Origin of the sequence: Nodosilinea sp. E11 (assembly GCF_032813545.1) — a bacterium.
Classification (GTDB): Bacteria; Cyanobacteriota; Cyanobacteriia; order Phormidesmidales; family Phormidesmidaceae; genus Nodosilinea.
Genome location: NZ_CP136520.1, coordinates 1,116,327 through 1,135,771, shown reverse-complemented (window position 1 = coordinate 1,135,771; position 19,445 = coordinate 1,116,327). Strand labels below are relative to the sequence as shown.

Annotated in this window: 17 protein-coding genes; 4 read left to right on the top strand and 13 right to left on the bottom strand. The window is 57.9% G+C overall.

The annotated features are described in order from the left end of the window. The first annotated feature begins 72 nt into the window (after nt 1-72). The 3 genes from RRF56_RS07420 to RRF56_RS07410 all read left to right on the top strand — a co-directional run bounded on the left by RRF56_RS07420 (nt 73) and on the right by RRF56_RS07410 (nt 2,406). Entirely contained in the window at nt 73-489 is a 417-nt protein-coding gene (locus RRF56_RS07420; RefSeq protein WP_317037000.1) for a XisH family protein, read from the top strand. After that, entirely contained in the window at nt 477-812 is a 336-nt protein-coding gene (locus RRF56_RS07415; protein ID WP_317036999.1) for a XisI protein, read from the top strand. The genes RRF56_RS07420 and RRF56_RS07415 overlap by 13 nt, the downstream gene beginning before the upstream one ends. An 82-nt stretch (nt 813-894) precedes the next feature. Continuing rightward, the gene (locus RRF56_RS07410) at nt 895-2,406 is read left to right on the top strand and encodes a GMC family oxidoreductase (protein ID WP_317036998.1); all 1,512 of its coding nucleotides are present in this window, start codon (nt 895-897) and stop codon (nt 2,404-2,406) included. Nucleotides 2,407-2,419: 13 nt separating this feature from the next. Here the strand turns inward: RRF56_RS07410 and RRF56_RS07405 are convergent, their stop codons facing one another. From RRF56_RS07405 to RRF56_RS07345, 13 genes are all read right to left on the bottom strand, one after another. Beyond that, a complete protein-coding gene (locus tag RRF56_RS07405; RefSeq protein WP_410510545.1) occupies nt 2,420-3,139 on the bottom strand; it encodes a carbonic anhydrase in 720 nt (239 codons plus the stop codon). 11 nt (nt 3,140-3,150) lie between these two features. Further along, complete coding sequence (locus RRF56_RS07400; RefSeq protein WP_317036996.1) at nt 3,151-3,462, bottom strand: P-II family nitrogen regulator; 312 nt, start codon at nt 3,460-3,462, stop codon at nt 3,151-3,153. A gap of 4 nt (nt 3,463-3,466) precedes the next feature. Further along, nucleotides 3,467-4,435 carry a sodium-dependent bicarbonate transport family permease gene (locus tag RRF56_RS07395; RefSeq protein ID WP_317036995.1) on the bottom strand — a complete coding sequence of 323 codons (969 nt, stop codon included), beginning with the start codon at nt 4,433-4,435 and terminating at the stop codon, nt 3,467-3,469. 507 nt (nt 4,436-4,942) lie between these two features. Then, a complete protein-coding gene (locus RRF56_RS07390; protein ID WP_317036994.1) occupies nt 4,943-5,629 on the bottom strand; it encodes an isochorismatase family cysteine hydrolase in 687 nt (228 codons plus the stop codon). 101 nt (nt 5,630-5,730) lie between these two features. Further along, a complete protein-coding gene (locus RRF56_RS07385) occupies nt 5,731-6,075 on the bottom strand; it encodes a cupin domain-containing protein (protein WP_317036993.1) in 345 nt (114 codons plus the stop codon). A 93-nt stretch (nt 6,076-6,168) separates the two neighbouring features. Next, on the bottom strand, nt 6,169-7,713 hold the full coding sequence (locus RRF56_RS07380) for an ABC transporter ATP-binding protein (protein ID WP_317036992.1): 1,545 nt from the start codon (nt 7,711-7,713) through the stop codon (nt 6,169-6,171). A gap of 39 nt (nt 7,714-7,752) precedes the next feature. Beyond that, nucleotides 7,753-8,568, bottom strand: a complete 816-nt coding sequence (locus RRF56_RS07375) for an ABC transporter permease (protein ID WP_317036991.1) — start codon at nt 8,566-8,568, stop codon at nt 7,753-7,755. Then, nucleotides 8,565-9,356 (bottom strand): ABC transporter ATP-binding protein, encoded by a 792-nt coding sequence (locus RRF56_RS07370; RefSeq protein ID WP_317036990.1) that lies wholly within the window; start codon nt 9,354-9,356, stop codon nt 8,565-8,567. Before RRF56_RS07370 ends, RRF56_RS07375 begins: the two co-directional genes overlap by 4 nt. A 143-nt stretch (nt 9,357-9,499) precedes the next feature. Continuing rightward, nucleotides 9,500-10,534, bottom strand: coding sequence for an ABC transporter substrate-binding protein (locus tag RRF56_RS07365; RefSeq protein ID WP_317036989.1), 1,035 nt, complete (start codon nt 10,532-10,534; stop codon nt 9,500-9,502). 122 nt (nt 10,535-10,656) lie between these two features. After that, entirely contained in the window at nt 10,657-11,337 is a 681-nt protein-coding gene (locus RRF56_RS07360) for an isochorismatase family cysteine hydrolase (RefSeq protein ID WP_317036988.1), read from the bottom strand. 211 nt (nt 11,338-11,548) lie between these two features. Then, entirely contained in the window at nt 11,549-12,478 is a 930-nt protein-coding gene (locus tag RRF56_RS07355; protein ID WP_317036987.1) for an ABC transporter permease, read from the bottom strand. Nucleotides 12,479-12,581: 103 nt separating this feature from the next. Then, nucleotides 12,582-13,679 (bottom strand): ABC transporter permease, encoded by a 1,098-nt coding sequence (locus tag RRF56_RS07350; RefSeq protein ID WP_317036986.1) that lies wholly within the window; start codon nt 13,677-13,679, stop codon nt 12,582-12,584. A 395-nt stretch (nt 13,680-14,074) separates the two neighbouring features. Continuing rightward, complete coding sequence (locus RRF56_RS07345; protein WP_317036985.1) at nt 14,075-15,235, bottom strand: BMP family ABC transporter substrate-binding protein; 1,161 nt, start codon at nt 15,233-15,235, stop codon at nt 14,075-14,077. Between the two features lie 404 nt (nt 15,236-15,639). Here RRF56_RS07345 and RRF56_RS07340 point away from each other — a divergent pair, with 404 nt between their 5' ends. Next, complete coding sequence (locus RRF56_RS07340) at nt 15,640-19,395, top strand: NB-ARC domain-containing protein (RefSeq protein ID WP_317036984.1); 3,756 nt, start codon at nt 15,640-15,642, stop codon at nt 19,393-19,395. The last annotated feature ends 50 nt before the right edge of the window (nt 19,396-19,445 follow it).

Genomic DNA, 19,445 nt, shown 5'->3' with positions numbered 1-19,445 from the left:
TCTCAGACTGCCTACGCCTTTCCTAAGAACCCTGGGATCTGCTTAAGCCAGCTTTGCACTAAATGAGCCACTATGCCTGCGAAGGATATCTACCACAATGCTGTCAAAACTGCCCTAATTAAGGACGAGTGGACAATTACTCAAGATCCTCTGAGTTTACGCATAGGTAAAAAAGACCTGTTTATTGACTTAGGTGCTGAAAAACTGCTGGCGGCGGAGAAAGGCCCCAACAAAATCGCTGTTGAGATCAAGAGTTTTGTTGGCCCTTCAGAAATCCGTGATTTAGAAAATGCCCTAGGCCAGTTCGTTCTCTACCAAAATGCCTTGAGCCTGATCGAACCAGACCGAACTCTGTACCTAGCCATTCGAGAAGCGGTATATCTCGACCTGTTTGAAGCAGAAATTGGCAAAATGCTTTTAGAGCGAAAGGTTATCAAACTGGTGGCGTTTAACCCTGAGCAGGAGGTTGTTACTCGATGGATACCTTAGACGGCTACCGTCAGATCATTCGTGCAGTTTTAACTCCCTACACCCACCTTGTCTACGCCAATGTCGATGTTCGTAATCTTGCTGCCTTTGACGCGGATACCGACCAATACGTCATTCTCTCTGAGGGTTGGAACGGCCAACGCCATCACCACGGTTGTCTGATTCATATTGAAATTCGCCATGGCAAAGTTTGGGTACAACGCGATGGTACTGAAGACGGCATCGCCACTGAACTGGTGGCGGCAGGAATACCTGAAGCAGATATTGTTCTTGGGTTTCAAGAACCTTCGGTCAGACCCCATACAGGGTTTGCGGTAGTTTAGCAGTGGATGCACTGTACCCCCTCAATCCTCTCTAGCCCCGATCAAGCCAGCTTATTTTCCTAGCCCCCAGTGAGGAACCGCTATGATTATCGATGACCAGCACTACGACGTGATCATTGTTGGCACTGGGGCGGGGGGCGGCACCCTGGCCCGCAAGCTGGCCCCGTCGGGTAAGCGCATTCTGCTGCTAGAGCGTGGCGACGCCATGCCCCTTGAAGAGCAAAACATCAGCGATGTAGATATTTTTCAGAAACAGCGCTACCACGCCCCTGAGCAGTGGTACGACGGCGACGGCGAACCCTTCACGCCGCAGATGAAGTATGCGATCGGTGGCAACACCAAAATTTATGGGGCCGCCCTCCAGCGCATGCGCGAAAGAGACTTTGAAACGGTGAATCACCAGGACGGCACCTCACCCGAGTGGAGCCTTAAGTACAGCGATTTTGAGCCTTACTACACCGAGGCGGAGTCGATGTACCAGGTGCATGGCCAGGGGGGTGTTGACCCGACAGAACCGCCCCGCAGTGGAAATTTTGCCTACCCGGCGATCGCCCATGACCCCACCATTCAGCCCGTGGTCGAGGGCATTGCCAAGCAGGGTTGTCACCCCTACCCGCTGCCGATGTCGCTGTCGCTGCGAGACGATGACCCCACCGGGGATGCCGAGGTGTTTGGGGTTGCCCCGGCTTTAGATTTTGGCAACGTGACTCTCAAAACCTCAGCCCAGGTGACCAGCGTTCTGACCAACCCTGCGGGGACGGCGGTCAAGGGCGTGCAGACCAATATCAATGGTCAGCCCTACATCTTTATGGCTGATATTATTGTGCTGGCCTGCGGGGCCATTAACTCGGCGGCGCTGCTGCTTCAGTCGGCCAACGAGAAGCACCCCAACGGGTTGGCGAACAGCTCTGATCAGGTGGGCCGCAACCTGATGAAGATTCAGCTCAGTTCGATCGTGCAGGTCACGACTCAGTCTAATTCGGGTAAATTTCCGCGATCGGTGGGCATCAATGACTACTACTGGGGCGACAGTCAAGTTGACTATCCCCTAGGCCACATTCAAAATATGGGCGGGGTGCTGCAAGACGCGATTTTTGCGGAGTCGCCCCCGGTGCTATCGCTGGTGACCAAGTTTATGCCTAACTTTGGGCTAAAGCAGTTGGCGACGCGATCGATCGCCTGGTGGGCGATGACCGAGGTGTTGCCCGACCCCAAAAACCGGGTGGAGGTGAAGAACGGTAAGCTCTACGTCAACTTCTCTGCCAACAACGCTGAGGCCCACGATCGCCTGGTGTATCGCTGGCTAGATGTGCTCAAGTCTGTCGAAAAAGATAGCAGCGTGTTTTCGCGATCGGGGATGCACCCCCGAGGAGAGGTGCCCCTGCCGGTGATGGCCTATCAGTGCGGCACCTGCCGTATGGGCACCGACCCCACCACCTCGGTGCTCGACACTAACTGCCGCGCCCATGAGCTAGACAACCTCTATGTGGTAGACAGCAGTTTCATGCCCTCCAGCGCCAGCGTGGGGAATGCCCTGACGGTAATCGCCAACGCCCTGCGGGTGGGCGATCATCTGCGGGAACGGCTGGGGTAGCGGTTCACAGAAATTAGGTAACTAAGGTGACGGTGCCAGTATCGAGGTCGTAGCGGGCACCGACCACCTGGAGCTGGCCCGACTGCTGGCGATCGCGGATTAGCTGCGATCGCATCAACTGCTCCGTTTGGTAGCGAACGTTGGCGGATACTGCGTTGTCCACCGCATCGCCCGGCTGCCCCTTCACCTGGTTGACCGCTGGCAAGATGGCCTGCACAAAAGTGCCAATTGCGCCGGGAAGGGGGCCATTTTCCACCGCTGCGGTGACGGCTCCACAGCGCTCGTGGCCCAGCACCATCAGCAACGGCGTCCCCAGCAGTTCTACAGCATACTCAATACTGCCCAGCACCTCCGGCGTGGCAATGTTGCCTGCCACCCGCACATCAAAGATGTCGCCTAACCCCTGATCAAAAATGATTTCGGCGGTAACCCGCGAATCGGCACAGCTTAACACCGTGGCAAAGGGGTGCTGCGCCTGGGTCAATTCCTTTACTCGGTCTTCTGACTGGTCGGGGTGCTCTAGGTGGTGCTGAGTAAATCGTAAATTACCTTCTATCAGTCGATTCAGCGCTTCCTGGGGGCTGGGCATCGCCACCCCCACAGACGCTAGATTGGCGGCAGCAGCCGATTTTGCCTGTCCAAAGACTACTTTCCCAGTGGCTAAGCCCAACAGTCCACCGCAGCCTAGCTTTAAAGCGGTCCGACGATTTAGATGGCTGACATTGTGCTCCATTACCCCATTTCCTATAGTGACGCCACACATTTCACAGAGCGAATTTCCATGACATCGGAGATGTAGCAGGTGCCCCCAAATTTGTTCAGCAGCGGACGCACATTTTCGGCCACGGTTTTAATTTGCTCAGGCATGCAAAAAGCAATGATATAGACGTTGTCGCCCATAGTCATATCTAAATCTTCGCTACCGCCGCGTAGCCCTTCGCCCTCCACATTGCGAATCACCGCATGACCATGAACGCCTGACTTTTTTAGGCTGTCTAAAATTTTGGCTAACTCAAACGAATTGGCAATGATCTCAATCTTTTTGACAAGGTGCATGGGCTTAGCTCCACAACAGGTTGATGCCGTACAGATAAAGGGGAATGCCGACAATGATATTGAAGGGAAACGTTACCGCTAGGGCCGTAGACACGTACAGGCTGGGGTTGGCTTCGGGCACCGTTAACCGCATGGCCGCAGGCACTGCAATGTAGGAAGCACTGGCACACAGCACCGCAAACAGCAGGGCATCTCCCTGGGGCATGTTGATCGCCCTGGCAATCAGCAACCCAATGCCAGCGTTGAGGATTGGGATCAGTATGGCAAAGGAAATCAAGAATACGCCGGTTTTCTGTAAGTCTTTAATGCGTTTGGCGGCGACTAAACCCATATCGAGCAGGAAGAAGGTCAGGACGCCATAGAACATATCTTGGGTAAAGGGCGAGAGCACCTCCCAGCCGTGCTCACCAGTCAGCATGCCGATGATTAAGCTGCCCACCAGCAAAAAGACCGAGCTATTAAGAAAGGCATCGCGCAGCACCTCAGACCAGACAAATTCACGCTTTTCATCTCTGGCAAAGAAATTGACGAGAATCAGCCCCACAATGATGGCGGGAGATTCCATTAAGGCCAAAGCGGCCACCATAAAGCCATCAAAGGGCATGCCTAACTCGGTCAAAAAGGCGCTGGCGGTAATAAAGGTGACGGCGCTGATCGAGCCGTAGGTAGCGGCTATCGCAGCCGAGTCGTAGGTATCGAGCTTGAGCCGCAGAATAAAGAAGGTGTATAAGGGCACCGCGCAGGCCATCATGATAGCGGCTAAAATAGTCAGCACCACCTGCTGATTAATGCCGCTTTTAGTCAGCTCAACGCCTCCTTTAAACCCGATCGCTAGCAGTAAATAAAGCGAAAATAGCTTAGGAATTGGCGGTGGAATTTCTAAATCAGATTTAACGAATACGGCTAGCATCCCCAAAAAGAAAAATAGCACTGGGGGGTTCAAAATATTGGACATGATCAAATTGGCGTTCATGTCCATCTCTCCTGAGGCCAAAAAAGCCAAAAATTCAGAAATCTTTGCATTCTATAAACTATTATTGCCTGTGATCATGATGTATCGTGCTGAATCGCCCTCTGTCAATGGTTTCGTCAGAATCTTTGTCAAAGGGATGGCTGTAGAGTCGAGCCCGAGTCCCTGGGGCTGAGCAAAGCTTCTGGTTCAAAGAAAACTACGGAACGGCCTTATTTGCTTAAATTAATCAATATTTTTTGCGGTGGAAGTCTGAAATTCTAAATATAGCCATAGTCACTTGGGTTAGGACATCCAGAAACGTTTGAACGTTCAAACGTTTTTAGGGGAAATGTCTTAACCAGACTGGCTACAGCTATAGCTCTAGAAGTTCAGGACGATTGACCTCTTAAAGTCATGGCATTGAATGCTTAAAGCAGAACCCAGGGTCTTTAAAAACCCTGGGTTCTATAGCGATGATGATTTTGATGAGGGTATTTAGGCCACAGAGGTCTACAGTGCTTAGCTGCCCTACGCCACTACCTGAACACTGAACTGAGCCGCTAGGGCGCTCAACACTGCCTCAGTCGCCCCCGTCCAGCCGATGATGCCGTCCTGGGCACGCACCATCTCTAGGGTGGCCTGCTTAAAGGCGGGAAAGTAGCTCTCGGTGGCATCTTCGACCAGCAGGCACTCGTAGCCGCGATCGTTGGCTTCGCGCATGGTGGTCTGCACACAGACCTCGGTGGTGACGCCGGTAATAATCAGGTGGGTAATGCCCTGGGCTTTGAGGTGCGCTTCTAGCTCAGTGGCATAAAAAGCTCCCTTGCCGGGTTTGGGAATAATCACTTCTCCTGGCAGCGGCGCAAGTTCGGGAATGATGCCGTTGCCCGGTTCGCCCAGCACCAGAATGCGCCCCATAGGGCCGCGATCGCCGATTTTGAGTGAGCTAGAACCGCGATCGCGCTTCGACGGCGGGCAGTCCGACAGATCGGGCAAATGCCCCTCCACGGTTTGAAAAATCGGCAGGTTGTAGTGCCGAAACGCCTCCTGCAAGGCCTTCACTTGGGGAATGATCGCCCGCAGCAGGCTGACATCGTTGCCCAGAGCATCGCCAAAGCCGCCGGGCTCAATGAAATCGCGCTGCATGTCGATGATGAGCAGCGCCAGGCCAGTGGCGGGTAGGGGGTAGGGATAGGGTTGGGCGGGGATGGGCATGATGGGTGGATGGGTAGGGGGTGGATGGGTAGGGGCAGACGGCGTCTGCCCAATTCTCGCTATAGGAGATGTTAAAGACGAGAGGATGAGTGAGATCAGCCCTATTCCTCTATCTCAACAGGTTTGGCCCAGATGGCGAGGACGATGCAGCCCTCGGAGCTGCTGACGGTGTGGCGGGTGCCGGGCGGATTGACTACCAGCGTGCCAGCGGGGTAGGTACCGTTGGCGTCGGTTTGAGAGCCCGAGAGCACAAAAATATGTTCAAACCCGGTATGCAGGTGGCGGGGAACCGAGGCCCCCGGCTGGTAGCGCAGCAGCGCGGCAGCGGCCCCGTCGGGTTCAGCCGGGTAGAGCCGGTGGATATCGACGCCGGAGCGAAAGGGCTGCCAGTCTAGCTCTGGGTCAGCCGCCATCGCCTTCAGGTCAGGCCAAACAATCGCTTGCATAATAACTCCTAGCTCATCTACCCATCACTCTAGCCAGGGTAGATACGTAGGTCTGTCCCTACCCATCCACCCGCCTACCCGCCCACCCATCCACTAATGCCCAGCCATCTTCTGGCCTAGCACCTTGATGTCCGCCTCAGCGGTAGGGCTTTCGTAGACCAGCTCGCCGTCGCTGATTACGAAAATGCGATCGCTCAGTTTTAGCAGCTCGTCCAGGTCTTCGCTGACCAGCAGCACCGCCACACCGCGATTGCGGGCAGCGAGGATCTGGCTGTGGATGTAGTCTACTGCCGAGAAGTCGAGGCCAAAGCAGGGGTTAGCGGCAATCAGCAGGTTGATATTGGTAGAGGACAATTCTCGGGCCAGCACGGTGCGCTGCACGTTGCCGCCGGAGAGATGGCCCACGGGGGTATCGACCGAGGGCGTTTTGACCGAAAACACCTGCACCAAGCCCTCCGCCATGCGCCGAATGTTGCTGAGACTGAGCAGCCAGCCACGCCGCGCCTGGGGCGGGCAGTCAAAGGTGCGCAGGGCCATGTTTTCGGCCACGCTCATGTGGGGTACACAGGCGTTGCGCAGGGGTTCTTCGGGCAGGGTGTAGACCTGGTGGCGGGCCATTTCCTTGCGGGTCGACTGGTAGGGGGTGCCGTTGACCAAAATGTCGCCGCTGTGGCGGGGGCGCTGCCCGGCCAGCACCTCCACCAGTTCCCGCTGGCCGTTGCCCGACACACCGGCAATGCCGACAATTTCACCACTGTTGACGATCAGGCTGGCGCTGCGTACGGCGGGCAGGCCATTGTCGCGATCGGCGCAGAGGTCTTTTAGCTCCAGCACCGGGCGGGTATCAGGTATGGTAACTTTTTCCACTGGGGTGGCTTCGGTCTTTTCGCCCAGCATCATGTGGGCCATGTCATCTACGGTAAGGTTGCGCACGTAGCCGTGGCCCGCCAGTTTGCCCTTGCGCAGCACCGTCACTTCGTCGGTAAAGGCCATCACCTCGCGAAACTTGTGGGAAATCATCAGCACGCTGAGGTGGCCAGCGGTAACTTCTTCGCGCAGCAGGCCCAGCACTTCGTCGGCTTCGTCGGGGGTGAGCACTGAGGTGGGCTCGTCGAGAATCAGCACTCGGCTATTCAAGTAGAGCTGCTTGAGAATTTCCAGCTTTTGCTTTTGGCCCGCCGCCAGCTGGGCGATCGGGGTGCGTAGGTCGATCTGAAAGGGCGAGCTGGCCATAAAGGCATCAAGGCGCTCATACTCAGCCTTCCAGTTGATCCACTGGGGGCTGTCGTAGCGCGAAAGCACCAGATTTTCGGCCACGGTCATCGCAGGCACCGAGGTGAAGTGCTGGTAGACCATGCCCAGACCATAGTGGTGAGCATCCTTGGGGCTGGCGATCGCCCGCGATTGTTTACCCACCAGCACATCGCCTGAAGTGGGGGTGTAAAAGCCCATGATGCATTTCACCAGGGTGCTTTTACCCGCCCCATTTTCTCCCAAGAGGGCGTGAAAACTGCCGGGCGTGACTTTGATCGATACCTGGTCGAGGGCGGTAAAGGTGCCAAAGCGTTTGGTGAGGTTGATCACTTCTAGCTCGGGTGGGGCCGTCTTGGTTTGGGGTGCAATGGTAATGGTTTTCATGGGGAAGATGGGGAGATGGAGGGATAGGGGGATGGGACGTTATTTCCCACTCCAGTGGATGACCCGTTTTTCAAACATCAAAAACAGCATATTGAGGCTATAGCCCAGTAGGCCGGTCATCAAAATAGAGGCATACATGTCTTTGACGTTGAGGATTTGTTGCGCGTCAATAATGCGTTTTCCTAACCCCTGCTGGGTGCCAATGAACATTTCCGCCACAATCACAATCACCAGGGCAATGCTGATACCGCTGCGCAGGCCAATAAAGGTTTGGGGCATACTTTCCCAAAGCAGCACATCTTTAAAGACCTGCCAGCGGTTAGCTCCCATTACCTTAGCTGCCAAAATGCGCGATCGCTTGGCATTCATCACCCCATAGGCGCTGTTAAACAAAATCAGCAATAGGGCACTAAACGCCGCAATCACCACCTTTGAAATGTCGGACACTCCAAAGAACAGGATGAACATTGGAATTAAGGCGCTGGCGGGGGTTGAGCGGAAGAAATCAATCAAAAACTCAACGCTGCGATAGACCCGTTCAGAGCTGCCTAAGGCAACGCCGAGGGGGACCCCAATTATCGCTGCCAACACAAAGGCCTGGAACGTGCGTGCCACCGTGGCCATAAAGCTGGTCAGCATGGTGCCGGTAAAGACAGCCGACACCAGGGTTTGCAGGGTAGCCCAGGGGGTAGGTAACAGCACCGGGCTGACCCAGCCAGAAACCGAAATCAGCCACCAGACCGAAAACAGCAGCAGTACCCCTACCAGGGGCAGTAGGCTATCGAGCCACAGGTTGAGATCAAGAGAAGCACGATGCCCCAAGGGCTTGGGCAATGTCTTGGTAGGGGTGATCATTTGCGCATCTCCTCTTGAAAGATGTCGAGACAGTGGCGACTAATTTTTACAAACTCCGGCGAGGAGAGAGTATCTGGGGTGCGGGGCCGGGGGGCCTCAAAGTTAACCTCGGCCACCAGATGGGTGGGGCGCTTGCTGAGCAGCAACACCGTATCGGCTAAATACACCGCTTCCTCTAGGTTGTGGACTACCATCACCATGGGCAATTTAGCAGCCATGAAAATCTCTTGCAGTTTGTCGCGCACAAACAAAGTGGTTTCAAAGTCTAGGGCCGAAAAGGGCTCGTCTAGGAACAACACCTCGGGGTCAGCCACTAGGGCTCGCAGAATTGAAATTAGCTGCTGCTGTCCGCCGGAAAAACTATAGGGATAGCGGGTTAAATCGAGACGAATGTCAAAGGTTTTGATCAGGTTTTCGACAATGTCGTGGCACTCTTTGGTTTTCATCCCTTTGACCTGCAGGGGGTAGGCAATGTTGTCAAAGGCCGTCATCCAAGGAAACAGAGAATCGCGATAGTTTTGGAAGACATAGCCAATGCGCGATCGCCGAATCGGTTTGCCATTGATGGAAATACGACCCGAGTCAAAGGGAGTCAGTCCACTGATCATATTGATCAGGGTAGATTTGCCGCAGCCGTTGGGTCCAAAGATCGAAACGAATTTATCCCCGGGCAAGGTTAGATCAAAGCTGTCGTACAGTACCTGATTCCCAAAGGACTTGGATAATCCTTCGATTTGGATGCAGTTTTCTGGCGGAGCAATGGTTTGGGGTAAACCTAGCTTAAACATAACGACCTCGATAGGTAAGACAACTAACCCTAGGTGATGGATTGAGACTACAGGTGACTGGGGTAAGTGATCTGTTCAGCCAAAGATGACTGGTTAGTCAGGGTGCATGGTTTGCGGTGCACCGTGCCCGCAAACCATGCACCCTAAGCCGGACGATAAATCAATGGTTCAACCTCCACCTGGCGAGAAAACACCTCGCTCTCGGTCATGAAGTCAAAAAAGGCCTGGAAATAGTCGATATCTTGAGGGGTAAATTCATCGAATAGGGTGTAGCCCACCAGGGGAACGCGATCGACTAGATCGCCCTCAATGGCGGTGTAGCCCACCAGGTACTGCCGGGTAGAATCTGGATCGGTGCGAATGTCTTCAATCGAGCGGCGATAGGCCTCGGCATAGATTTTGGCTGCCTCGGGGTAGGCCTCAATAAATTGGGTGCTGAGGGTGGCAGAACCTCCAAACCAGGGGGCCTGGGGGTCGCCCAAAATGTAGGTTGAAACCACGCCATTTTCAAGAATGCGTGTAATCCCGTTCATATCACCGACGGTACCGGTGGGCTCCAGGGTGTAGGCGGCGTCAATTTGGCCCGCTTCTAGGGCCGCCACATGCTGACGAATTTCTAGCTGTTGGATCTCTACACCTTCGATGCCATTGGCTTTGAGCACCGCTTCGGCAATCACCTTATTTTGAGCCCCGGGGCCACTGGCGACGCGCTTACCCATCAAGTCAGCAATGGATTCAAAGGGGCTATCTTTCGCCACAATAAATTGCTCAAGTTTGAGTTCGACATTGCTGGGGTTGGCCGCCAAAATTTTGAACAGCCCGGGGGAAGCAATTTCAGCCAGCCCCAGGGCTCCGGAGGCAGTGCCATTGCCGGAACCCTGCAAACGTCCGGCAATGATGCCTTCGGCCACCTGTTGGGCGGAGGCAAACTGCACCGCTTCAACATCTAAGCCCGCCTCTTTGAAATAGCCCCGTTCTACCCCCAGAAACAGGGGTAGCCCAGCGGCTACGGGCCAAAAGCCAATGGAAATTTTGCCCGGATCCTCCCCGCCAGTCGCTGAGGCGGTGCTGGAGTCTGGGGTGGTGGCATTATTAGAGGAGGTGGCGCAACTGTGGAGGGCTACGGCGAGGGTAGCGCTAGCGCCAAATTCGAGGAAGGTACGGCGGCGAAGGGGCATAGTGTAACTCCAGGTGGGTAGAGGATAGCGAGAGGTGGGGGAGAAAATTTTGAGTTTTCAGCTTTGAGTTGCAGCTAGTTAACAAGAACTAAACATTCAAAATTCAAAATTTTGAGTTTTCTCTAAACCAACGCCTCGATCAGCGCTTCAGAGTAGGCCACCGCGCCAAACACGCCGCCCTGCATTTTGACCATCTTCAGCGCCGCCAGGTGGTTGCCGTAGTCGGTGGCCCCGGTGCAGTCAGACAGCAGCAGGCACTCGTAACCGCGATCGTTGGCGTCGCGCATGGTGGTGTGGACGCACACATCGGTGGTGATGCCCGCCAGAATCAGGTTGCGAATGCCTTTGCGGGTGAGGATTAGGTCTAGATCGGTGGCGTAGAACGAGCCTTTGCCGGGTTTGTCGATCACCACCTCATCGGGCAGCGGTTGCAGCTCAGGGATGATCTCCCAGCCGGGTTCGCCGCGCACCAAAATGCGCCCGCAGGGGCCGGGGTCGCCAATGCCCGCGCCGATCTGCCGCGATCGCCACTGTTTATTCTCCGGCAGGTCAGCTAGATCGGGGCGATGGCCCTCGCGGGTGTGAATGATGGTGAAGTTGCGATCGCGCATCACCCCCAGCAGCTTGGCAATCGGGGCGATCGGGGCGCGGGTGAGCGACAGGTCATAGCCCATTTTGTCCACATAGCCGCCGATGCCGCAAAAATCGGTCTGCATATCGATCACAATCAGCGCCGTATTGTCGGGCTGCAGATCGCCGTTGTAAGGGTAGGGGTACGGCTCAGCTTCAACAAAAATTCCCATGGTGGTTCTCCAATGTCACAGCAAACGGCAGCGGGCAAATGTAGGGTGCATTCGCGGCTCGCCCCCTGAGCTAACCTCCCCAGACTGGGCCTTTTAGCCGCAATACACCACTTTCCGTATGGGTCTGCCTCTGTTGGGTTGCACTGCGTTTCACCCAACCTACAGTGCGAAACGTCCCTACAAAATGCTTTATAAGGACGGTGGCAAACGGTTACTCCTGAGCCTGGCCCAGGGCACCGGGCGCACCCGTTAATGTGCGCTTTGGCGAGCAGGTAATCACCATAATCAACAACGTCAAAATGTACGGTGACGCATTGAACAAATAGTAGTAGGCGTCGATGCCCACCGATTGCAGCGCCGGGCCGATCGCCTGGGCACCGCCAAACAGCAGCGACGCGTAGAGACACTGCACCGGATTCCAGCGGGCAAAAATTACCAGGGCCACCGCCATCAGACCCTGGCCGCTCGAAATTCGCTCTGACCAGCTGCCGGGGTAAAACAGCGACAGCGACGCCCCGCCAATCCCGGCTAAAAAGCTGCCTGCCACAATGCTGGCCATCCGTACCTTAAAGATCGAAATGCCCATGGCGCGGGCGGCATCGGGGCTGTCGCCCACGGCGCGAATCAGCAGGCCCCAGCGGCTAGAGCGAAAGAACCACTGCATTAGGGGTGCGATCGCCACTCCCAAAATAAACAGCGGACTAATTTGCAGCGCCGACTGCACCTGGGGCATCTGGCTCCAGGCCCCTAGCGCAATCACCGGCAGCTGCGGGGCCGAGGGCTGAATAAACGGCTTGCCCAAAAAGAAGGCCAGGCCGCTGCCAAAGATAATCATGGCAATGCCCACCGCCACATCGTTCACCCGAGGCTGCTGCGAGAGCCAGCCGTGAATCAGGCCCAAAAACATGCCCGCGATGCCTGCCGTGACCACCCCCAGCCAGGGCGACCCGGTCAGGTAAGACACAGCGTAGGCGCTCATCGCCCCCATCAGCAGGGTGCCTTCCAGTCCCAGGTTGATTTTGCCGCTTTTCTCGGTCAAACATTCTCCCAGGCTGACAAACAGAAAGGGGGCGCTCCCCCGCAGGGTTCCGGCAAGAATGGCGAGGGGAATGCCCCACCAGCCTAAAGCTTCACTGGCCATGGTTCTCACTCTCCGTGGATGTGTGGATTTGACTAAAGCACGATGGTTTGGGTAGGGGCACAGCACTGCTGTGCCCCTACGGTAGATTCTTCATTCGGCCAACCTAAACCGGAGTGGCTGTTGCCACTGGGGGTGTGGGCCGCACCTTGGGCGGGCGGGCCTTAAAGATGGGCAGCTTGCCGTAGAGCGAATCGCTGTAGAGCACCGAGAGAAACACCAGGCCCTGAAACACCATCACCGTGGCGTCGGGCAGGCCGTGGCTGCGCTGGAGAATGCCGCCGCTGGCGAGAATGCCTCCCAGCAGCAGGGCAACGAGGCTGGCCGCGATCGGGTTGTGGCGGGCAATAAAGGCCACCAGCACACCGCCATAGCCGTAGTTGGCATTCAGCGATTCGTTGGCACGACCGTGGACAGCGGCGACTTCGACCATGCCCGCCAGGCCCGCGCAGGCCCCGCCCAAAAAGCAGATCGCCAGGGTGAGCTTGCCCACGGGCAGCCCCGCTACCCGCGCTGCCCGCACGTTGCCCCCGGCGGTACGCGCCGCAAAGCCAAATGTCGTGCGCTGAATTAAAAAGTAGGCCAGCCCGCAGGCCACCAGACCCAGCACCAGGCCGTAATGCACCCGGCTGCCGGGCAGCGTGCCCAGCATGTGCATATCCGGGATGGGATAGGTCGAGGGCTTATTGAGGGAGGCCGGATCTTTCATCGGGCCATTGACCATGTGGTTGAGCAGTGCGATCGCAATGTAGTTCATCAGCAGGCTGCTAATGGTCTCATTCACCGCCCGATAGTGCCGTAGCGCCCCGACGATGGCAATCCAAATGCCGCCCGCTGCCATGCCCGCCAGGGCCATACCCAGCTGCACCCCAGGGGTGGGCAATCCCCAGCCGCCCAGGGTGAGGCCACCCGCCACCGCTGCCAGCCCCCCCAGCACCAGTGCTCCCTCATTGCCGATAATCACCAGGCCCAGCCGTGCCGGTAGGGCGGTACACAGCGCACTCAGCATCAGCGGCGACGCCTGAATCAGCGTGTTTTGAAACGAGCTCCAGCTGCCAAAGGCGGCTCGATAGATCGAGTAGTAGACCCCAAATGGGTTGGCCCCGGCCAGGGCGCAAAACAGGCCAAAGATCACCAGGGCTGCCACCAGCGCCCCCACAGGAATACAGATTTTTTCGAGAAGATTTCGCCAGCGATCGCTCATGATTCTGCTCCTTTGCTCACCAAATTTTTAATGGTTGGGTGTGTTGAAAGGGACGGGTACCCGATTGGGATGTCATGGATAGTGGGCAACAGCGACCAACGCTTAGCGGTTGGTCAAAGGTTATTAGGGGATGGTGGGCAATGCCCACCCTACGGCAGCTACTTCACCTCTTCACCTCTTCACCTCTTCACCTCTTCACCTCTTCACCTCTTCACCTCTTCACCTCTTCACCTCTTCACCTCTTCACCTCTTCACCTCTTCACCTCTTCACCTCTTCACCTCTTCACCTCTTCACCTCTTCACCTCTTCACCTCTTCACCTCTTCACCTCTTCACCTCTTCACCTCTTCACCTCTTCACCTCTTCACCTCTTCACCCCTTCACCCCTTCACCCCCCTACCCCACACTCCCCATCACCCCTTCCGCCAGCCAGTTCATCTGCTCTAGCTCTACCGCTGTCTGCCCCAGCTCCTTGCCGCCAGCAATCACGGTTTTGCCCTGGTTGTCTTTAATCTCGCCTTTATAAATCACCAGCTCTCCAGCCATCAGCTGGGCTTTAGCCGCCTCTGCCGCCTGCTGGGCCTCAGCACTCACCGCCGAGCCAAAGGGCGACAGCTTCAAAAAGCCGTCCTGAAAACCGCCCCGCACCAGGTGGGGAATGCCGCCGTTCATCAAGGTTTTGCCCTCCTGCAGCAGGGTGACGTAGTTGGTGTACACGTTCGACCAGTCCCACTCGGCCCCAGTGAGGTAGCCCTGGGGAGCCAGTTCGGCCTGGTTAGCGTGGTAACCCGAGGAAAAAATGCCGCGCCGTTCGGCAGTTTCAATCACCACCTTGGGGCTATCGACGTGGCAGGTGAGCACGTCAATGCCCTGGTCGGCCATGCTGTTGGCGGCCTCGGCCTCACGTACCGGGTCGGCCCAGTCGCCGGTAAAGATCACCTGGGTGGTGATGCTGGGGTCGATGCTGCGAGCCCCGAGGGTAAAGCTGTTGACGTTGCGCAGCACCTGGGGAATGGGTTTGGCGGCAATGAACCCCAGCCGCTTGCTGTTCGAGGCATGGGCGGCGACCACCCCGGCCACATACTGGGCTTCGTCGATGTAGCCAAAATAGCTGCCGACGTTATTGGGGTGTACGCCCTCCTCATAGAGCCCGCCGCAGTGGAAGAACTGCACCTCGGGAAAGTCTTTGGCCAAAGTCAGCACGTGGGGGTCGAAGTAGCCAAAGGAGGTGGCAAAAATCGCCGTGGCCCCATCCAGGTCGATCATGCTGCGGATGGTTTCTTGCACCGCGTTGGTCTCGGGCACGCTGGCCTCCTCGGAGGTTTTCACTCCGGCCATGCCATCTAGGCTGGCGCGGCCCTCGGCGTGGGCCTGGTTGTAGCCGTAGTCGTCTTTGGGGCCAACGTAGATAAAGCCAGCGGTCAGGGTGTCGCTGCCGCCCGCTGCCGTGGGGGCATTGCCACAGCCGCTGAGCTTAACCGTTAAACCAAAGGCACCCGTGGCCAGCAATCCCCGAATTGCCTGGCGACGGGTCACCTGAAACGTGGGTTTCCGCATGGGGATTCTCCTGAATTGAGGGCAAAGCAGAGTCAAGTCAACGCGCGCTAGCCTATCCCCGGTCCCGTACTTCTGGAGAAGTTGGGCTGCTCAGATAAGGCACCGCCGTTCTTTTCGGAAGCGGGGCAAAGATCAGGACTTTGAGCGCGGGCTAATTGAGGTGGGACGCTGTCGAACGTTAAACAGAGACTATCAATGGGGCCTAGAAACCGAGGTTCGAGAAAGGTGCGGCAAAGGTGCGCTGTTGACTGGGCCGACCTGGGGGATGACCTAAAATGTGACCTAATGTACAAATTTGGGGGGAGTGCTTGGCTACGATGGCAGCCATCAGGTTTGCTCTAGGCCTTGTGCCGCTTTAGTTTTAGGCCAGCCGGTAGCATTGAATACAGGCCCATAGCCGCACCATGACCGCAGATGACGCCCTAGCCCTGGTTGAGCGATTACTGGCCGCGCGCGGGGCGAGTGGGCTGAACTCGATTCAGGCGACCCTGCTGCGGCAGACCTGGGGCGATCGCACCTACCAGGCCATGGCCCTAGAGCTGGGCTACGAGGTTGGCTACCTCAAGCAAATTGGCTCTGACCTTTGGCAGAGCCTGTCGGACACCCTAGGCGAAAAGGTGACCAAACGCAATCTGCGCGAGGTGTTGGCCCGTCAGCAACAAACGCTATTTACAGCAGAGGTTGGCCGGGTTTCCCATTCCCCTGGCGGAGGCCGCTGCCGCGACTGGGGCGACGCCGCCACCGCCACCGCGTTCTATGGGCGCACCGAGGAGCTAGATCAGCTGCAACGCTGGGTGCTTGGCGATTCTGCTGCGCCGGGGCCGGGCCAACGCTGTCGGCTGGTAGGGCTGTTTGGCATGGGCGGCATGGGCAAAACCACCCTGGCGGTGAAGCTGGCCCAGCAACTGCAAGACCACTTCGAGGTGGTGATCTGGCGATCGCTGCGCCATGCCCCCCCGGTTAACGACCTATTGCGAGACCTGCTCGGGGTGCTGGTGGCGGGAGCCGATACTGCCACCAGCGATTTTGCCGCCGACTTTGATGGCCTGCTGCGATCGCTGCTCGACCAGCTGCGCCTGCGCCGCTGTTTGCTGGTGCTCGACAATGGCGAAACGATTTTGCAACCCCGCGATCGCACCGGCACCTACCAGCCCGGCTACGAAACCTACGGCCAGCTCTTCTACAGCCTGGGCAATGTCGATCACCAGAGCACCCTCGTGCTCACCAGCCGCGAAAAGCTCAAAGAAATTGCCCAGCAAGAAGGGGAAGCCCTGCCGATTCGATCGCTGCGTCTGAAGGGGCTGTCGCCCAGGGTGGGGCAGTCGATCTTTCAGGCCAGGGGCCAGTTTAGCGGTACGCCCACCGACTGGCAGCAGTTGGTCAACCACTACGCGGGCAACCCCCTGGCCCTCAAAATGGTGGCCGCCGTGGTGCAAGACTTTTTTGACGGGCAGCTAGGGCCGTTTGTGCAGATTTTGGCCCAGGGCGACTCGGTGTTTGGCGACATTCGCGACCTGCTGGCCCACCAGTTCGACCGGCTCTCGCCCCTAGAGCAGCAAATTATGGCCTGGCTAGCCATTCACCGCGAACCCGTCACCCTAGCCCAGGTGCGATCGCACCTGGTAGACCCCCTGGCCCTGGGCGACTTGATCGAAGCCTTTACTAGCCTGGAGCGGCGATCGCTGATCGAGCGCGATACCCCCAGGGCCACTAGCCCCCGCAGCACCCGCTTCACCCACCAGCCCGTAGTGATGGAATACATCACCGACTGGCTGGTGGAGCAGGTCAGCCAGGCGATTCTGGCTGAGCCCACCGCTGCCAGCCCGCTGCACACCTACGCTCTGATCTTGGCCCAGGCCAAGGACTACCTGCGCGACAGCCAAACCCGACTGATTTTGCAGCCGGTGCTCCAGCGGCTGCGGCTGCGGCCCAGCGATCTGGCCTGCCGGCTGCGCCACCATCTAGACGCCTGGCGGGGGCAAACCCTGGCCAGCTACGCCTGCGGCAATCTGATCAACCTGCTCCACCAGGCCGAGATCTCACTCCAGGGCTGGGATTTTTCGCACCAGACCATCTGGCAGGCCTACCTGCAAGACAGTACCCTGCACCAGACCAACTTTACCCAGGCCGACCTGGCGCGATCGGTGTTTAAAGACACCTTTAGCCAGGTGCTGGCGATCGCCTTTAGCCCCGATGGCCAGTTGCTGGCCGCCAGCGATGTCAGCTACGAAATTCACCTGTGGCGGGTCAGCGATGCCCAGCCCGTGCTCACCCTGCACGCCCAAGACGGCTGGTGCTGGGCAGTGGCCTTTAGCCCCAACAACCAAACCCTGGCCAGCAGCGCCAATGGCACCATCGACCTGTGGGATCTCAAAACTGGCGATCGCTACGGCCAGCTCAAAGACTCCTCCAGCCGGGTGTTTTCGCTGGCCTTTAGCCCCGATGGGCGCTGGTTGGCCAGCGGCTGCGAAGACCATCAAATTCGGGTTTGGGATGTACGCAGCGGTACCCTGGTTCACAGTCTCCAGGGTCATACCGACGAAGTGCGATCGGTGGCTTTTTCTCCCCAGGGCTATGTGCGCGGCGGGCTGGCCCTCAGTGCTGCTGCTAGCTACCACCTGGCCAGCGGCAGCTATGACGGCACCCTGCGCCTGTGGAACTTGGCCAGTGGCGACAGCAGCGTTCTAGACACCGGATCGCCTATTTGGTCGGTGGCCATTCACCCGGCCCTGGGCTATACCCTGGCCACCGGGCACCACGACGGCAGCATTGGGATTTGGGACGGGGCCGCCCAGACCCCGGTGCGATCGCTCCAGGGCCACGCCCAAGCGGTGCGATCGATCGCCTTTAGCCCCGATGGTTGTCAGCTAGCCAGCGGCGGCGACGACCAGACCATTCGCCTGTGGAACTGGCAGAGCGGCCAGGTAGACTGGGTGCTCAAGGGCCACAGCAGCTGGATCGCCAATGTTGCCTTTAGCCCCGTTCGCGGTGTCTCGACCGATGCGATCGGCTACACCCTGGCCAGCGCCAGCGAAGATCAGTCGGTGCGCCTGTGGGATAGCCAGACCCACCAGGCTCTGCGAGTGCTGCGCGGCCACAGCAGCGGGGTGTGGTCGGTGGCCCTGCATCCCCAGGGCAATTATTTAGTCAGCGGTGGCCAAGATCGCCAGGTGCGGCTCTGGCCCCTCACCGATCAGGCCTCCCCCAGAGCGTTTTCAGGCCACGACGGCTGGGTATTTGCCGTGGCTATCAGCCCCGACGGTCAGTGGATTGCCAGCGGCGGCGAAGATCGCACCGTGCGGCTCTGGGCCAGCAACAGCGGCACCTGCCAGGCCACCTGGGCTGCTCACCGCCACGAGGTCTGGGCGCTAGCCTTTTGCCCCCAGGGCGACCTGCTGGCCAGCGGCAGTCTCGACGGCACCATTCGCCTGTGGGATATCCACCGTCGAACGAGCTGTGGTCTGCTGACGGGCCACACCAGCGGCGTTTGGACGGTGGCCATTAGCCCCGACGGTCGCCGCCTGGCCAGCGGCAGCCAAGATCAAACCGTGCGCCTGTGGGATTTGGAGACTCAAACCTGTCTGCAAACCCTGCCCTGCGAGGGTAGCTGGGTGCGGGGGCTGGCCTTTAGCCCCGACGGTCGGTTTCTTTCTAGCGGTGGCTCCAACGGCTACGTCATGCTGTGGGATCTCAAGCTGGGCCACCGCACCGTCATTGGCACCCACCCCAGCCTGGTGCTGGCCGTGGCCTTTAGCCCTGATGGCCAGTGGCTGGCCAGCTGCGGCGGCGACACCACCATTAAGCTCTGGCACCTGCCTAGCCGTCGCTGCCACCAGACCCTCTCTGGCCACGATAAGTGGGTGCGCTACATCACCTTTAGCGCCGATGGCGATCGCCTGATTAGCTGTAGCCAGGACGAAACCATTCAGGTCTGGGGCAAGTGCGTCACCCCCGACGGCTTCATCTACTGCCACCAGCAAACCCTGCGGGTGCCCCGCCCCTACGAAGATATGGCCATTGCCGGGGTAACCGGTCTGACTGAGGCCCAACGGGCAGCGCTAATTAGGCTGGGGGCGAGCGAAACCCCTATCGGTAAAGAGTCCAGTGCAGCCATGCATCCTCCGCATTTCCCGGCCAAACCAACGCTAGGATCGCTTTAGACTACACTCCAGATAGAGTCAACCCTGGCCTCACTTTTAGGCCTGCCCTT

Coding starts and splice junctions, on each gene's coding strand:
- RRF56_RS07355 (WP_317036987.1), bottom strand. CDS start 12,478: ATGGCCAGTGAAGCTTTAGGCTGGTGGGGCATTCCCCTCGCCATTCTT.
- RRF56_RS07380 (WP_317036992.1), bottom strand. CDS start 7,713: ATGAAAACCATTACCATTGCACCCCAAACCAAGACGGCCCCACCCGAG.
- RRF56_RS07340 (WP_317036984.1), top strand. CDS start 15,640: ATGACCGCAGATGACGCCCTAGCCCTGGTTGAGCGATTACTGGCCGCG.
- RRF56_RS07415 (WP_317036999.1), top strand. CDS start 477: ATGGATACCTTAGACGGCTACCGTCAGATCATTCGTGCAGTTTTAACT.
- RRF56_RS07420 (WP_317037000.1), top strand. CDS start 73: ATGCCTGCGAAGGATATCTACCACAATGCTGTCAAAACTGCCCTAATT.
- RRF56_RS07390 (WP_317036994.1), bottom strand. CDS start 5,629: ATGCCCATCCCCGCCCAACCCTATCCCTACCCCCTACCCGCCACTGGC.
- RRF56_RS07350 (WP_317036986.1), bottom strand. CDS start 13,679: ATGAGCGATCGCTGGCGAAATCTTCTCGAAAAAATCTGTATTCCTGTG.
- RRF56_RS07395 (WP_317036995.1), bottom strand. CDS start 4,435: ATGAACGCCAATTTGATCATGTCCAATATTTTGAACCCCCCAGTGCTA.
- RRF56_RS07375 (WP_317036991.1), bottom strand. CDS start 8,568: ATGATCACCCCTACCAAGACATTGCCCAAGCCCTTGGGGCATCGTGCT.
- RRF56_RS07345 (WP_317036985.1), bottom strand. CDS start 15,235: ATGCGGAAACCCACGTTTCAGGTGACCCGTCGCCAGGCAATTCGGGGA.
- RRF56_RS07400 (WP_317036996.1), bottom strand. CDS start 3,462: ATGCACCTTGTCAAAAAGATTGAGATCATTGCCAATTCGTTTGAGTTA.
- RRF56_RS07360 (WP_317036988.1), bottom strand. CDS start 11,337: ATGGGAATTTTTGTTGAAGCTGAGCCGTACCCCTACCCTTACAACGGC.
- RRF56_RS07385 (WP_317036993.1), bottom strand. CDS start 6,075: ATGCAAGCGATTGTTTGGCCTGACCTGAAGGCGATGGCGGCTGACCCA.
- RRF56_RS07410 (WP_317036998.1), top strand. CDS start 895: ATGATTATCGATGACCAGCACTACGACGTGATCATTGTTGGCACTGGG.
- RRF56_RS07365 (WP_317036989.1), bottom strand. CDS start 10,534: ATGCCCCTTCGCCGCCGTACCTTCCTCGAATTTGGCGCTAGCGCTACC.
- RRF56_RS07370 (WP_317036990.1), bottom strand. CDS start 9,356: ATGTTTAAGCTAGGTTTACCCCAAACCATTGCTCCGCCAGAAAACTGC.
- RRF56_RS07405 (WP_410510545.1), bottom strand. CDS start 3,139: ATGGAGCACAATGTCAGCCATCTAAATCGTCGGACCGCTTTAAAGCTA.